The sequence below is a fragment of the Allotabrizicola aquatica (SeqCode) genome, from assembly GCF_965194375.1.
Taxonomy (GTDB): Bacteria; Pseudomonadota; Alphaproteobacteria; order Rhodobacterales; family Rhodobacteraceae; genus Tabrizicola_A; species Tabrizicola_A aquatica.
The window spans coordinates 76,969-90,798 of the sequence record NZ_CBDAEL010000001.1; the positions used below are offsets into that span (position 1 = coordinate 76,969).

Sequence of the window (13,830 nt, forward strand, 5' to 3'; positions counted from 1 at the left end):
GGCGCTGAGGCCGGGCCTTTTGGTTCATGTCGAACGATCACGCCTCGTCGGGGAGTTTCCGCACCGCACCCTTGTCGGCCGAGGTGGCAAAGAGCGCATAGGCTTTCAGCGCTTGGCTGACTTTGCGCGGACGGGCTTTTTCCGGCTTCCAGCCTTTCTTGTCCTGTTCGGCGCGGCGCTGGGCCAACTCTGCCTCAGGCACCCGCAGGCTAATAGTGCGGTTCGGAATGTCGATGTCGATCATGTCACCTTCGCGGACCAAACCGATTGCGCCACCCGCCGCCGCCTCGGGAGAGGCGTGGCCGATGGACAGGCCCGAAGTGCCGCCAGAGAAGCGCCCGTCGGTGAGAAGCGCGCAGGCTTTGCCCAGACCTTTGGATTTCAGATAGCTGGTCGGATAGAGCATTTCCTGCATGCCCGGCCCGCCCTTTGGCCCTTCGTAGCGGATGACGACGACGTCACCCTCTTTGATCTTGTTCGACAAGATCGCCTCAACCGAAGCGTTTTGCGATTCAAACACGCGGGCAGGGCCAGAGAATTTCAGGATGGATTCGTCCACGCCAGCGGTTTTCACGATGCAGCCGTCGGGGGCGATGTTGCCTTTCAGAACAGCCAGACCGCCATCTTGGGAAAACGCGTGTTTGGCCGAGCGAATGACGCCCTTTTCGCGGTCAAGGTCCAGTTCGGCATAGCGCTTGTTCTGGCTGAACGCGGTGGCACTGCGGACATTGCCCGGCGCGGCTTTGAAGAATTCACGCACATTGTCTTGGGTGGTGCGGCTGATGTCCCAACGATCCAGCGCGTCTTTCATCGTGGGCGAATGAACCGTGACACAGTCGCGGTTCAGAAGGCCCGCGTTGTCCAGCTGGCCCAAGATCGCCATGATGCCACCGGCGCGGTGGACGTCTTCCATATGCACGTCTTGCTTGGCGGGCGCGACCTTCGACAGGCAGGGCACGCGGCGCGACATGGCGTCGATGTCGTCCATGGTGAAATCAATCCCGCCCTCATGCGCGGCGGCCAAAACGTGCAGCACGGTGTTGGTGGACCCGCCCATCGCGATGTCCAGCGCCATGGCGTTTTCGAACGCCTTCTTGTTGGCGACATTGCGCGGCAGAACAGAGTCGTCGTTCTGTTCGTAATAGCGCTTGGTGATGTCGACGATCAGGTGACCGGCCTCGATGAACAGCCGCTTGCGGTCGCCGTGGGTCGCAAGGGTGGAGCCGTTGCCGGGCAGCGACAAGCCCAGCGCTTCGGTCAGGCAGTTCATCGAATTGGCGGTGAACATGCCGCTGCACGACCCGCAGGTCGGACAGGCGGCCTTTTCGATCTCGTCGACTTCTTCGTCGGTGTATTTGTCATCAGCTGCGACAACCATCGCGTCGACCAGATCGAGCGCGATTTCCTTGCCCTTGATGACCGCCTTACCAGCCTCCATCGGGCCGCCCGAGACGAACACGGCCGGAATGTTCAGCCGCATGGCCGCCATCAACATACCGGGGGTGATTTTATCGCAGTTGGAGATACAGACCATGGCGTCGGCGCAATGGGCGTTGACCATGTACTCGACCGAGTCAGCAATGATTTCGCGCGAGGGCAGCGAATAGAGCATGCCATCATGGCCCATGGCGATGCCGTCATCGACGGCAATCGTGGAGAATTCCTTGGCCACACCGCCCGCCGCCTCAACCTCGCGCGCGACCATTTGGCCGAGGTCTTTCAGGTGGACGTGACCGGGCACGAACTGGGTGAACGAGTTGACGATCGCGATGATCGGCTTGCCAAAATCGCCGTCTTTCATGCCGGTGGCGCGCCACAGACCTCGGGCACCGGCGTTGTTGCGGCCGTGGGTGGTGGTGCGGGAACGATAGACGGGCATGGGTATCCTCCGGGCTTTGTCAGGCATCAAGTGGCATCGGCAGTCTTATGGGTCAAGGTGCCTGTGCAAAAGATAAGCGCAGAATGCTTAAATCACGGCCTGCCACAGCTCGATAAACACGTGCGCTTCATCTCCGGGCTCTGCCCAAGCTGTGCCGAAGAGCACGGCATCCGACAGCCAACCATGCGGGCCTGCCGGGGCCTCGATCACTGCGCGGGTGCGGCCTTGGAAGCTGTCGTCAGGCATTGGCTGCATGCGGCCAGCGTTGGTGATCATCAGCGGCGTGCCGTCGTCCAGCATCAGGCAATAGCGCGCTTCGATCGCATAGGCGCCGTCCGGAAGGCGCTGGGCAAAGTCCGCCCCGCCGGGCAGGATATGCCCGCAGATGCCGGGACCTGTGACGGCACCGCCGGTGATCGGGAACATGGCGCGGCGGGTGCCCTGCGCGGTGTCAAATTCGAGCGCCGGGCCAAGATCGGCGCGAATGGCAAGGGCAAAGCGCAATGAGGGCTGGCCCGGTGACAGGCTGGCGCCAAGGCTGCGCGCATCAAGGCTTGTCGTTGTCATGCTTCCCTCCGTATTCTGCGGGCCAAGGGTGCAGAACTGCACCAGCAAGGCAAGGGAAAAGCCATGATTTTGATTGCAGGCGGCGGCATTGCCGGGTTGGTCATGGGGCTGACGCTGCACCAGTTGGGGCTGCCGTTTCGGGTTTATGAGCGTGTGGCCGAGCCGCGCCCCTTAGGCGTGGGGATCAACCTGCAACCGAACTCGGTGCGGGAGTTGTTTGATCTGGGGCTGGAGGCCGAGTTGGGCGCGCTGGGCGTGCGGACACGGCAATATGGGTTCTATTCCAAACACGGGCAGGAAATCTGGGTCGAGCCGCGCGGGCTGCATGCGGGCTATCACTGGCCGCAGTTTTCGGTGCACCGGGGGCATTTCCAGATGATGCTGCTGCGCGTGCTGCGAGCGCGGGCCGGGGCGGAGTGTGTGGTCACCGGCGCAGGCGTGGTGGGGTTTGAAAGCACCGATCAGGGGGCCACGCTGATCTTGAGCGATGGGCGGCGCGTGACGGGGGATCTGGCGATTGCCGCCGATGGCATCCATTCGGCCATTCGTCGGCAGATGGTGCCGGAGGAAGGTGAGCCGATCTGGAACGGTGCGATCATGTGGCGCGGCACGACGCGGGCGGCGCAGTTTCTGGGTGGAAATGCGATGTGTCTGGCGGGACATGACAGCCAGCGCTTTGTGGCCTATCCGATCTCGGGGCCGGACCCCGAGACCGGGCTGTCCGAGATCAACTGGATTGCCGAGTTGCGCGTGGACCCGGCGCGCGCGATGTCCAAGGGCGACTGGAACCGCCCCGCCGACAAGGGTGATTTCGCGCCCGCTTTTGAGGGGTGGGATTTCGGATGGGTGGATTGCCCGGCGCTGATCGCGGGATCTGGGCTGGTCTACGAATACCCGATGGTGGACCGCGAGCCTTTGCCGAGTTGGACCCATGGCTGCGTGACCCTAATGGGCGATGCCGCGCATGCCACCTATCCTGTGGGGTCCAATGGGGCGTCTTTGGCCATCATTGATGCGCGCAAGATTGGCGCGGCGCTGCGCGCCCATGGGATCAGTCGGGCGGCGCTTTTGGCCTATGAGGCCGAGATGCGGCCGCGGGTAGAGCGCATCTTGCGCGCCAATCGGGGCAAAGGGCCGGATGCGGTGATGCAGATGGTCGAGGATCGCACGGGGGGCGCGCGGTATGATGACATCAACACCGTCATTCCCCGCGCCGAGCTTGCCGCCCATGCGGAGCATTACAAGCAGCTGTCAGGCTTTTCCGTGGATGTGCTGAACGGCCAGCCGCCGATTCTGGGCGCGGTCTGAGGCTGGATCGGGCGGAGTGGGGGTTTTCCACCCCCACGCGGGCTTGTGACCAAGCCCGCGTCCCCCGGAGAGTGTTTTTGCCAAGATGAAAGGCAAATTTTAGCTAATGTTTAGCGTTGGCCCCACATCGAGGCGATGTAGCTGGCGGTCATCAGATCAAGATGCGCGCCGCCGCCGTTCTTGGCGATGGTGATCTCATCATCAGAGCGGCGGGTGTAGCTCGCGGGGTCGTCGTAGAAATCGGCGATGATGTGGCTTTCGGTGATGGCACCGGATTTCAACGGGTCGATCAGCTCACCGATGTGGTGGACCGTGGTGGCGCGGGCGTCGACAAACAGGCGCGCGCGGGCCATGGCGGTGTCATCCACCTCGCGCATGCTTGGCTTGTAAGCGCCGATCAGGTCAAGGTGCTGGCCGGGTTGCAACCATTCGCCGCGGATCAGCGGTTCGGTGGCCATGGTGGCGGTGCAGATCACATCGGCGGATTTGACCGCCTGTTCCAGATCATCGGCCACGGGGAGACCCATCGCTGCGGCGCTGGCGCGTGAGCGGCTCCAGACGGTGAAGCGGGCGTCGGGGAAGAGACTGGAATAGGCCTGAACCATGGATTTGGCGACGGTGCCTGCGCCGACCAGAAGAAAGTTCTTCGCATCCTTCCGCGCCAGACGGCGGGCCGAAAGGAGGCTGTCCCCGGCAGTTTTCCATTTGGTCACCAGATGGAAATCGACCAAGGCGGTCAATTCTCCGGTCTTGTCATCATAAAGCGTGACCGAACCGTTCACCGTGGGCAGCCCGCGCTGGGCGTTGCTGGGAATGACCGTGGCCACTTTGACCAAAGCGCCAAGCCCGTCGATCCAAGTGGCGCGGTCCAGCACGGTGTCGGGACCGCGATAGACGAAGAGGTCTTTGATGTCGGGCTTGGGCAGGCGGTGGCCCGCCTCGAAGGCGTCCAGCAGCCCGGGCCATGTCAGCAGCGCTTCGGCGTCTTTCGGGACAATCGTCAGGGTCATAGCCCGGCCTCCTTTGCGGTCAGCAATCCTTCGGCCACCAGTCGGGCGGCCCAGCCTTGCCAGCTTTCGAACTGATGGGTGCGCCAGCCCCGGCGGGCGGCGGCGGTGATGTTGTCGGCGCGGTCATCGGTAAAGAGCAGGCTTGCCGGCGGCAAGCCGCAATCATCCTCGACCATCTCATAGATGCGCGGATCGGGTTTGATGACGCCCATCCGGCCCGAGACATAGAGCCTGTCGAAATCGGTGAGAAAGTCCATCTTGGGCAGGGCTTCCTCGAACGAATATTTGCCGAAATTGGTCAGGGCAAAGACCGGAACCCCTTTGGCCCGAAGCGCGCGCTGCAAGGCGATGGAGCCTTCGATGCGGGGAGAGGCAAGTTCGATCCAGCGGTCATACCAGAGGCGGATTTCGGCCTGCCAATGCGGGGTGCGGTCGGCCCAGTCATAGATGGTCTCGCGAAACAGCGCGCCTTCGTCGACGATGTCGTTCATGCGGTGCAGATCGACCTCGGCAAACAGGGCACGGCGGCGGTCCTCGCCGATCACCCGGTCATAGAAAGCCTCGGGCTGCCAGCGCGTCAGCACATTGCCGATATCAAAGATCACCGCTTGGGGCTGCGACATCTTGCACTTTCCTTCTGACCGTTTCGCGCCAAAGCGTATAAAGCCCTGCGCCGCAGATCAGCGCAATGCCTGCCCAAGCGGTGGCGTCAGGCCAGGTGCCAAACACCACCACGCCCCAGAAAATCGCCATTGGCATGCCGATATATTCGAAGGGCGCGACAAGGGCGGCCTCGGTGGTGCGGTAGGCTTGGCTCATCATCAGCCCGCCGACGCCCACCGCGACGCCGGTGGCCAAGAAGGCCCACCAATCGGTGACGGGGGGGACGTGCCAGGGGCGGAACAGGAATTCCCACGTGCTGCCGGGCGCTTGGGCCATGTGGCCGTCACCCACCAGAAGGCCAAAGCTGCAGGACACGCAGATAAAGCCAACCTGCACGTAAAAGTTCAGCGTCATCGCGCTTTCGGTGTCGCGCATGCGGCGGGTCATCATGTGGCTGGCGGCATAGCAAAAGGCCGAGATCAGGACGAGAATGGCGGCGGGCTGAATCACGCCTTCGCCGGGGCGGGTCATGATGACCACGCCGAGAAGGCCAACCGCCACCGCCGCCCAGCGCCGGGGGCCGACGTATTCGCGCAAGACCACGGCCGACATCAGCGTGACAAAGAGCGGCGAGACAAAGGCGACGGCCACGGCATCGGCCAAGGGCATCAGCGACAGGCCGACGAAATAGGTGATGTTCGACACCATCACGATGCAGACCCGGAAAACATGCGCGCCGACCCGGCGGGTGCGCATCTGCTGCAGCCCAGCCTTTGAGACCCACATCACGCCGAGCACCAGCGTAATGCCGACAATGGCGCGGATCAGGATGACCTGATGCAGCGCATAGGCCCCCGACAGCGCCTTGATCGCCAGATCGTTCAACGACAGGACGACCCCGCCGCCGAGGGCAAGAAGTATTCCGGTCGTGTTGCTGTTCGAAGCCGTTTGCATGGCTTCATAAACACCAAAGCGCTCGGTGGTTTCTATCCTGCGGGCGACATGACCAGCCCGCAAAGGGCCGGCCTGCCGAGATTTTCGTACAGATAGGCGCTTGGCGCGTCAGGCTGGCACGATCAGGGTGAGCCCATCCAAGGCAGGCGACATCTTGATCTGGCAGGACAGGCGCGAGGTTGGCTGACGCTCGGCCTCGGCCACGTCTAGCATGGCATCTTCGAATTCACCGACAGCGCCGGTCTTGGTCGCCCAATCGGGGGCAACAAAGACGTGGCAGGTGGCGCAGGACAGTGATCCCCCACATTCGCCGATCACGCGGGGGACATTGGCCGCGACGGCGGCCTCCATCAGGTTTTGGCCTTCGCGGACCTCGGCGGTGATGGTGCTGCCGTCGGGCAGGATCCAGTGGGCTTTCATAGGGTCCTCATATGTACCAGATGTACCAATCGCGCAGCGCATCGCCCTCAAGGGCGGAGGTTTTGTCAACCTCGGCGCGTTTCATGTAGATGTGGTTTTCAACCAACCCGGCGCCGACGGCATTGGTCAGGGCGGTATCGGCCTGCAGATCATCCAGCGCCTCGGTCAGGGAGGCGGCGACGCCGTGGGTGGCGTCATTGCTGGTAAAGCCGTCGCCGGTTTCCAAGGGCTGCAGGGGGTATTTGTTCTGCACGCCCAGAAGGGCGGCCTGCAGAACCGTCGCCACAGCGGTGTAGGGGTTTGACGCGGCATCGGCCATGCGATGTTCCAGCCGGGCCTTTTTGCCGCCCTCGGCCGACAGGCGCACGGTGACGTTGCGGTTGTCGCCGCCCCAATTGCACCAGTAGCCCGAAAGGCTGGCCGGTTGCAGGCGGTTATAGGACAGGGCGTTCGGGGCGATGAGACCCGCCATGCCCTTGTGATGGTGCATCCAACCCGAGATGCAGCCTTTGGCCAGATCGTTCATATTGGCCGGATCACCACGGTCACCATTGGCCAGCGCGTTGTGATCTTTGGCGTCCGTGAATGACAGGTTCACATGCATGCCAGACCCGCCCTTGGTCAGGATCGGTTTGGGCAAGAAGGTCAGGATGATGCCGTGGTCAAAGGCGATCTCGCGCGCCATCTGGCGGAAGAGAACGACGTTATCAACATGTTCAACGGCTGTGTCGAAGGTCAGGGTGAATTCATACTGCGGGGTGTCATATTCGTTGGTGATCAGGTCCAGCGGCAGGCCGATTTCCTGCGCCTTGTTCCAGATCGCATCGGTAAAGCGGCGCGGGTCGGCAAAGTTGCCGGTGCCGTACACCACACCGCCGGGGGTGTCATAAGGCACGATCGTGCCATCTTCGTTGCGGACAAAGGCATAGGCTTCCAATTCGATCCCGACCTTGGGCGTCAGGCCCAGCGCACCCCAAGCGGCAACGGCGCGTTTCAGCGCGCTGCGGGGGCACATGGGAATAGGGCTGCCATCGCCTGCGTAAAGGTCGCCCGTCACAACCATTGTGTTCGGCTCCCATCCGGCGCGGATCTCATCGGCTTGCCAGCGCAGCGCCATATCGGGAATGCCCTCAAGGCACATAGTGCCGGGCGCTTCGATCAACAGATCCTTGTCGTAATGCACCGAGAAGGTGGGCCGCGCGAAACGGCTTTCGTCGTCTTTCATCTTGGAGGCGGGCAGGTATTTGCCCCGCATGATCGACAGATGATCGCAGAACATCGCGCGCAGGCGCGGGCTTTGGCTGGTCATGGAACTCTCCCTGGGTGCGGTCTGATGCCGCCTATTGCAGTGTCACACGCACCGGCAGCTCTTTGATGCCGCCGATGAAATTCGATCTGAGAAACTTCTGCTCTCCGGCAGGTTCGATGGACTTTATGCGTTTGGCAAGCTCTTCGAACAGCACCCGCACTTCGAGCCGCGCGAGCCACATGCCAAGGCAGACATGCGGGCCGCCTTGGCCGAAGGAGACATGGCGGTTTGGGGTGCGGAACAGGTTGACGCGGAAGGGGTCATCAAACGCGCGCTCGTCGCGGTTGCCAGAGGCCCACCACAGAAGGACCTTGTCGCCCTCTTTGACCTGACGGTCGTGGAATTCAAAATCGCGGGTGGCGGTGCGGCGGAAATAGGTGGTCGCGCTGCCCCAGCGGATGATCTCATCCGCCGCCGTGTCCCAGACCGGACCGCCCGCCTGCATCTGGGCCAAGAGCTCGGGTTGGTGGGCCAGCGCCTGAATTCCGGCAGCGATGGAATAGCGGGTGGTGTCGTTTCCGGCGGCGACCAGAAGGCAGAAGAAATTGCGAAACTCATGTTCCGGCATGACCGAGCCATCCGGGCCGGGCTGCAGAATAAGATGCAGGATGCCTGAGGTATCGCCCGAGGCTTCCTTTTGGCGCAAAAGCTCTTTGGCATAGACGAACAACTCGGCCCCGGCGGGAGAGTTGAAGGGCATCATGCGGAATTCGTCCGTGGTCATCTTGTCCAGCACATGCTGGGTGAAGTCGGGGTCGGTGTTTGCAATCAGCGTATCGCCCTTTTCCACCAGCCAAGGCAGGTCCGCCTCGGGCGTGCCAAGGATACGGCCCAGCATCCGCATTGGCAGTTGGCGGGCGATGTCCTTGGTGGCGTCGAAGGTGCCCTTTTCCAGCGCTTCATCGAGGATTGGGCCGCAAAGTTCGCGGATCACGGGTTCGAACTGGGCGATCACCGGTTTTGAGAAGGCTTTGGCCACCTTGATCCGGGTCTGCATGTGTTCGGGTGCGTCGGTTTCCTGAAAGGTGCGGCGCGCGAGGTATTCCTCATAGGTCTGATCCTCCATCCGGATGCCGCGCGCCGAGGAGATAAGATCGGGCTTGCCATTGAGGAACAGGATGTCTTCATGCCGAGTGACCGACCAATAGCCCTTGCCGCCCGACCAGTCAGACCAATGCATCGGGTCTTCATCGCGCAGGCGTTTGAAGGTGTTGTGCGGGGGGCCGGCAAGAAAGCTGTCATGGCTGCCAAGATCGGCATGGCCCGTGTCGGTGGGGGTCCAGACGGTCATGTGGCTTTCCCTTGCGCAATGCCGATTTAAAAATATACTAAACAGGTTCATAAATATGTAAAGCGGGAAGATCATGCACATCGCGCTCTTGATGACCAACACCGACGAGTCGGAGTTTGCCCAAGCCCGCCCCAAGGACGGTGAGAAATTCACCACCATGGTCCAGTCAGTGCGGCCGGATTGGCGGGTGACGGTCTTTGCGGTGAAGGACGGGGTTTTCCCGGCGGAGGATGCGCGATTCGATGGCTGGCTGATCGGGGGAAGCCCGGCTTCGGTGCATGATTCTGACCCTTGGGTGGGGCAGTTGTTCGCGCTGATCCGGCGGTTGGTGGCCGAGGGGCAGCCGATCTTTGGGGCCTGTTTCGGACATCAGGCCATTGCGATGGCCTTGGGTGGAGAGGTGGGAAAGAACCCCGGAGGCTGGGTTTTCGGGCTGGTTGAGACAGAGATCGAGGGCCAACCGATTCGTCTTTATGGCAGCCATCTGGAGCAGGTCTTGCGGCTGCCGCAGGGCGCGGTGGTTCTGGGGGGCACGGCAGAATGCCCGGTGGGCAGTTTTGCCATTCCGGGGCGGGTGATGACGACGCAGTATCACCCGGAAATGAGCCACGGTTTCATAAGCGATCTGGTGGAGGAATATGCGAGCGACCTGCCGCCTGAGGTGGTGGCGCGGGCGCGTGATTCATTGACCAACAAGGCGGATAGTGACGCAATCGCGGAACGGATCGTCCGGTTCTTTGAAGGCCAGCGCTAACGCTCATCGAGCCCGTACCGGGCACTCTTCGCTAGAACAGGGCTGCGAGTGCGGCGCGGTCGATGCCGGGGATGGTCTTGCCGGGGAACTTGAAGGTTGGGGTGTCGGTTCCGGCCACAATGGCGTTGACCACCGATTCCTCCACCGCTTCGACGGCGGCCAGATAGACCGGATCAATCAGCTCGGCGTTCAGCTCGACCTGCGGGATCAGGGCGGCCGCGGACTGGGGCATTGCGCCGAAAGGCGCTGTGGAAAAGGCCAAAAAGATGTCACCCGAGGAGTTGCCACCCGGGGTGCCACCGCGACCAAGGCCAAGGCCCGCGCGACGGGCAAGGTGGGTCAGCGAAATGGTGGACAAGGGCGCATCGGTGGCGATCACCACGATGATCGACCCGGTTTCCTTGGGCACCAGCCCTTCGAACGGCATCAGGCGGCCAACAGGTTGGCCCAACACGTTGAACCACGGGCGTTTGCCGTGATTGGCCTGCACCAAAACGCCGACAGTATAGGTTTCACCCCCAACTGTGACGCGACGCGAGGCGGTGCCAGTGCCTGCCTTGAACTCATAAGCGATCATGCCCGTGCCGCCGCCCACCGCCCCTTCGGCCACCGGGCCAGATGTGGCACTGTTCAGCGCTTCGACAGCATGTTCGGGCTGCACGAACATCGCGTTGATGTCGTTCAGGATGCCGTCATAGGTTTCGGCGACCACGGGCATGGCCCATGCGATGCCGTTGCGGAAATGGTCGGGATAGCGGTCAATCATCCAACGGGTAGCACCCGTGTGGCAGGCCCCGATGCCATGGGTGTTGGTGACCAGAACCGGCCCAAGGAAATAACCGCCGTCCTTGATCCAATGCGTCCCGGTCATCTCGCCATTGCCATTCAGGGTGGCTTGACCGGCGCGAACCGGCTCGGGGTTGCCTGCATCCATCCGGGGAATAATGGCGGTGACGCCCGTGCGCATGTGGCGGTCGGGGTCTTGCAGGGTGCAAAAGCCCACGCTGACCCCCGCCACATCAGTGATGGCGTTGAGCGGGCCGGGGGTGCCGGGAAAGGGCAAGCCAAGATCACGCGCGCGGGGCATTGCGTCTCCTTTAGATCAGAAACTCGGACAGAATCTCGTCCTGCGTGATGTCGCGATACTGAAAGGCCGCAGCATCCAGCTGATCGAACAGCTTTTGAAAATTCGCCGCCTCTTTGGTCTCGATCCCGATCAGCACAGACCCGAAATTGCGCGCCGACTTCTTCAGGTATTCAAAGCGGGCGATGTCGTCATCTGGCCCCAGCATTTCCAGAAACTCCCGCAGCGCACCGGGACGCTGCGGCATGCGCAGGATGAAGTACTTCTTCACGCCAGAATAGCGCTGGGCGCGTTCTTTCACTTCGGGCAGGCGTTCGAAATCGAAATTGCCACCCGAGCTCACACAGACCACGGTCTTGCCCGCAATCTCGCCCGCGAGGTCGGCCAGCACGTCAATCGCCAAGGCACCTGCGGGTTCCAGCACGATGCCTTCGGTGTTCAGCATCATCAGCATGGTGGTGCAGATGCGGTCTTCGGGGGCGATCAGAACTTCGGCCGGGTTCACCCAAGACAGCGCCGCAAAGGTCCGGTCGCCAACCCGGGCCACCGCCGCCCCATCGACGAAGTTGTCGACACGCTTGAGCGTGACAGGCTCATGCGCGGCCAAGGCGGCCGTCAGGCTGGCCCCGCCTTTGGGCTCGACAAAACGATACTCCGTGCCCGGCGACTCGCTGCGCAAATAGCGCGTCACGCCCGATGACAGCCCGCCGCCGCCCACGGGAAGAATGACAAGATCGGGCGAGCGACCAAGCTGATCCAACAGCTCAACCGCAACCGAGGCCTGACCTTCGATCACATCCTCATCGTCAAAGGGCGACAGGAAATGCGCGCCCTCTTCGGCACAAAACCGCTGCGAGGCGGCAAGCGTTTGGTCAAAATAGTCGCCCGTCAGAACGATGCGCACATGGTCAGCCCCAAAGGCGCGGGTTTTGTCGATCTTTTGCTGCGGCGTGGTCACCGGCATGAAAATCGTGCCCTGCACGCCGAAATGGCGGCAAGCAAAGGCGACACCTTGGGCATGGTTGCCCGCCGAGGCGCAGACGAAATGGCCTTGGTCGGGGTGGCTGGTCCGGACCTTTCGCATGGCATTGTAGGCGCCCCGCAGCTTGTAGCTGCGCACCGGCGAGAGATCCTCGCGCTTGAGCCAGATTTCGGCCCCGTATTTGCGCGACAGAAAGTCATTCCGCTGCATCGGCGTGCGCGGAAAGAGGTCGCGCAAGGCGCGGGTGGTCTGGCGGGCGGCATCGGCAAAATCGGTCATGTGCAAGATGTGACGAAGCCGCAGGCTTTGCGCAAGGCCCACCCGCGCGCTCGGCCTTGCTTGGCTTGCCCTTTTTGGGATTTCCCGCTAAGCGCAGGGCGCGCATTAGGAGGCCCCCATGCAAAAGCCGAAGAAAGTCGTTCTCGCCTATTCGGGCGGTCTGGACACCTCGATCATCCTGAAATGGCTGCAGACCGAATATGGCTGCGAGGTCATCACCTTTACCGCCGATCTGGGTCAGGGCGAGGAGCTGGAACCGGCGCGCCAAAAGGCGCTGTTGATGGGGATTGAGGCAAAGAACATCCACATCGTCGACGTGCGCGAAGAGTTCGTGCGTGACTTTGTGTTCCCGATGTTCCGCGCCAATGCGCTGTATGAGGGGCTTTATCTTCTGGGCACCTCGATCGCCCGGCCGCTGATCTCGCATCATCTGGTACGGATTGCGCATGAGACCGGCGCCGATGCCGTGGCCCATGGCGCGACCGGCAAGGGCAACGATCAGGTGCGGTTCGAACTCTCGGCTGCCGCACTGGACCCGGCGATCAAGGTCATCGCGCCTTGGCGTCTGTGGGACCTGACCTCGCGCACCAAGCTCTTGGAATTCGCCGAGGCGAACCAGATTCCAATCGCCAAGGACAAGCGCGGCGAAGCGCCCTTCTCGGTGGATGCGAACCTGCTGCACACATCGTCAGAGGGCAAAGTGCTGGAGAACCCGGCAGAGGAAGCGCCCGAGTTTGTCTATCAGCGCGTCACCCCGGTGGAACAGGCGCCCGATACCCCGGACTATGTGGAAATCGGATTTGAACGCGGCGATGCGGTCTCGATCAATGGCGAGGCTTTGTCGCCGGCCACGATCTTGGCCCGATTGAACGAGATCGGCGGCAAGCATGGGGTGGGTCTCTTGGACCTGGTGGAAAACCGCTTTGTCGGCATGAAAAGCCGCGGCCTTTATGAAACCCCCGGCGGCACCATTCTGCTGGAGGCGCACCGTGGGATTGAGCAGATCACGCTCGACAGCGGCGCGGGCCATCTGAAAGATTCGATCATGCCGCGCTATGCCGAATTGATCTACAACGGTTTCTGGTTCTCGCCCGAGCGTGAGGCGCTGCAGGCGCTGATCGACAAGACGCAGGAACATGTGACCGGCACCGTGCGCGTGAAGCTTTACAAAGGATCGGCCCGTACCGTGGCACGCTGGTCGGACCATTCGCTTTATTCCGAAAAGCACGTGACGTTCGAGGAAGATGCGGGCGCCTATGACCAGAAGGACGCGCAGGGCTTCATCACCCTGAATGCCCTGCGCCTGCGCCTGATCGCCAGCCGCAATGCGCGGGTGGCGAAAAAGGGCTGAGACCGCCCACAGCGATTTTGAGGGGGGGTCAGCCGTTGG

The 13,830-nt window shown here is 62.3% G+C and carries 13 protein-coding genes; 3 read left to right on the forward strand and 10 right to left on the reverse strand.

Annotated features, from left to right (window positions below):
• Positions 1-37: 37 nt before the first annotated feature.
• On the reverse strand, positions 38-1,879 hold the full coding sequence (gene ilvD, locus AC72UB_RS00370) for a dihydroxy-acid dehydratase (protein ID WP_505188025.1): 1,842 nt from the start codon (positions 1,877-1,879) through the stop codon (positions 38-40).
• An 87-nt stretch (positions 1,880-1,966) separates the two neighbouring features.
• The gene (locus tag AC72UB_RS00375; RefSeq protein WP_505188026.1) at positions 1,967-2,446 is read right to left on the reverse strand and encodes a DUF3237 domain-containing protein; all 480 of its coding nucleotides are present in this window, start codon (positions 2,444-2,446) and stop codon (positions 1,967-1,969) included.
• Between the two features lie 63 nt (positions 2,447-2,509).
• Between AC72UB_RS00375 and AC72UB_RS00380 the strand changes: the two genes are divergently transcribed.
• Positions 2,510-3,754 carry a flavin-dependent oxidoreductase gene (locus AC72UB_RS00380; RefSeq protein WP_505188027.1) on the forward strand — a complete coding sequence of 415 codons (1,245 nt, stop codon included), beginning with the start codon at positions 2,510-2,512 and terminating at the stop codon, positions 3,752-3,754.
• A gap of 110 nt (positions 3,755-3,864) precedes the next feature.
• Here AC72UB_RS00380 and AC72UB_RS00385 read toward each other — a convergent pair whose 3' ends face one another.
• The 6 genes from AC72UB_RS00385 to AC72UB_RS00410 form a co-directional block, all read right to left on the reverse strand.
• Complete coding sequence (locus tag AC72UB_RS00385; protein WP_505188028.1) at positions 3,865-4,764, reverse strand: ornithine cyclodeaminase family protein; 900 nt, start codon at positions 4,762-4,764, stop codon at positions 3,865-3,867.
• Positions 4,761-5,387, reverse strand: coding sequence for an HAD family hydrolase (locus AC72UB_RS00390; RefSeq protein ID WP_505188029.1), 627 nt, complete (start codon positions 5,385-5,387; stop codon positions 4,761-4,763). The genes AC72UB_RS00385 and AC72UB_RS00390 overlap by 4 nt, the downstream gene beginning before the upstream one ends.
• Positions 5,359-6,321, reverse strand: a complete 963-nt coding sequence (locus AC72UB_RS00395; protein WP_505188030.1) for a DMT family transporter — start codon at positions 6,319-6,321, stop codon at positions 5,359-5,361. Before AC72UB_RS00395 ends, AC72UB_RS00390 begins: the two co-directional genes overlap by 29 nt.
• Positions 6,322-6,429: 108 nt before the next feature.
• The gene (locus tag AC72UB_RS00400; RefSeq protein ID WP_463289935.1) at positions 6,430-6,741 is read right to left on the reverse strand and encodes a 2Fe-2S iron-sulfur cluster-binding protein; all 312 of its coding nucleotides are present in this window, start codon (positions 6,739-6,741) and stop codon (positions 6,430-6,432) included.
• A 7-nt stretch (positions 6,742-6,748) separates the two neighbouring features.
• The gene (locus tag AC72UB_RS00405; protein ID WP_505188031.1) at positions 6,749-8,050 is read right to left on the reverse strand and encodes a type I glutamate--ammonia ligase; all 1,302 of its coding nucleotides are present in this window, start codon (positions 8,048-8,050) and stop codon (positions 6,749-6,751) included.
• A gap of 31 nt (positions 8,051-8,081) precedes the next feature.
• A complete protein-coding gene (locus tag AC72UB_RS00410) occupies positions 8,082-9,341 on the reverse strand; it encodes a cytochrome P450 (RefSeq protein WP_505188032.1) in 1,260 nt (419 codons plus the stop codon).
• Between the two features lie 73 nt (positions 9,342-9,414).
• On the opposite strand from AC72UB_RS00410, the gene AC72UB_RS00415 reads away from it, so the two are divergent.
• The gene (locus tag AC72UB_RS00415) at positions 9,415-10,095 is read left to right on the forward strand and encodes a type 1 glutamine amidotransferase (protein ID WP_505188033.1); all 681 of its coding nucleotides are present in this window, start codon (positions 9,415-9,417) and stop codon (positions 10,093-10,095) included.
• Between the two features lie 31 nt (positions 10,096-10,126).
• Here the strand turns inward: AC72UB_RS00415 and AC72UB_RS00420 are convergent, their stop codons facing one another.
• Both AC72UB_RS00420 and ilvA read right to left on the reverse strand, forming a co-directional pair.
• The gene (locus AC72UB_RS00420) at positions 10,127-11,182 is read right to left on the reverse strand and encodes a DmpA family aminopeptidase (protein ID WP_505188034.1); all 1,056 of its coding nucleotides are present in this window, start codon (positions 11,180-11,182) and stop codon (positions 10,127-10,129) included.
• A gap of 10 nt (positions 11,183-11,192) precedes the next feature.
• A complete protein-coding gene (ilvA, locus tag AC72UB_RS00425) occupies positions 11,193-12,440 on the reverse strand; it encodes a threonine ammonia-lyase IlvA (protein ID WP_505188035.1) in 1,248 nt (415 codons plus the stop codon).
• A gap of 118 nt (positions 12,441-12,558) precedes the next feature.
• Here ilvA and AC72UB_RS00430 point away from each other — a divergent pair, with 118 nt between their 5' ends.
• Positions 12,559-13,791 (forward strand): argininosuccinate synthase, encoded by a 1,233-nt coding sequence (locus tag AC72UB_RS00430; RefSeq protein ID WP_505188036.1) that lies wholly within the window; start codon positions 12,559-12,561, stop codon positions 13,789-13,791.
• Positions 13,792-13,830: the final 39 nt, after the last annotated feature.

Coding starts and splice junctions, on each gene's coding strand:
- ilvD (WP_505188025.1), bottom strand. CDS start 1,879: ATGCCCGTCTATCGTTCCCGCACCACCACCCACGGCCGCAACAACGCC.
- AC72UB_RS00375 (WP_505188026.1), bottom strand. CDS start 2,446: ATGACAACGACAAGCCTTGATGCGCGCAGCCTTGGCGCCAGCCTGTCA.
- AC72UB_RS00380 (WP_505188027.1), top strand. CDS start 2,510: ATGATTTTGATTGCAGGCGGCGGCATTGCCGGGTTGGTCATGGGGCTG.
- AC72UB_RS00385 (WP_505188028.1), bottom strand. CDS start 4,764: ATGACCCTGACGATTGTCCCGAAAGACGCCGAAGCGCTGCTGACATGG.
- AC72UB_RS00390 (WP_505188029.1), bottom strand. CDS start 5,387: ATGTCGCAGCCCCAAGCGGTGATCTTTGATATCGGCAATGTGCTGACG.
- AC72UB_RS00395 (WP_505188030.1), bottom strand. CDS start 6,321: ATGCAAACGGCTTCGAACAGCAACACGACCGGAATACTTCTTGCCCTC.
- AC72UB_RS00400 (WP_463289935.1), bottom strand. CDS start 6,741: ATGAAAGCCCACTGGATCCTGCCCGACGGCAGCACCATCACCGCCGAG.
- AC72UB_RS00405 (WP_505188031.1), bottom strand. CDS start 8,050: ATGACCAGCCAAAGCCCGCGCCTGCGCGCGATGTTCTGCGATCATCTG.
- AC72UB_RS00410 (WP_505188032.1), bottom strand. CDS start 9,341: ATGACCGTCTGGACCCCCACCGACACGGGCCATGCCGATCTTGGCAGC.
- AC72UB_RS00415 (WP_505188033.1), top strand. CDS start 9,415: ATGCACATCGCGCTCTTGATGACCAACACCGACGAGTCGGAGTTTGCC.
- AC72UB_RS00420 (WP_505188034.1), bottom strand. CDS start 11,182: ATGCCCCGCGCGCGTGATCTTGGCTTGCCCTTTCCCGGCACCCCCGGC.
- ilvA (WP_505188035.1), bottom strand. CDS start 12,440: ATGACCGATTTTGCCGATGCCGCCCGCCAGACCACCCGCGCCTTGCGC.
- AC72UB_RS00430 (WP_505188036.1), top strand. CDS start 12,559: ATGCAAAAGCCGAAGAAAGTCGTTCTCGCCTATTCGGGCGGTCTGGAC.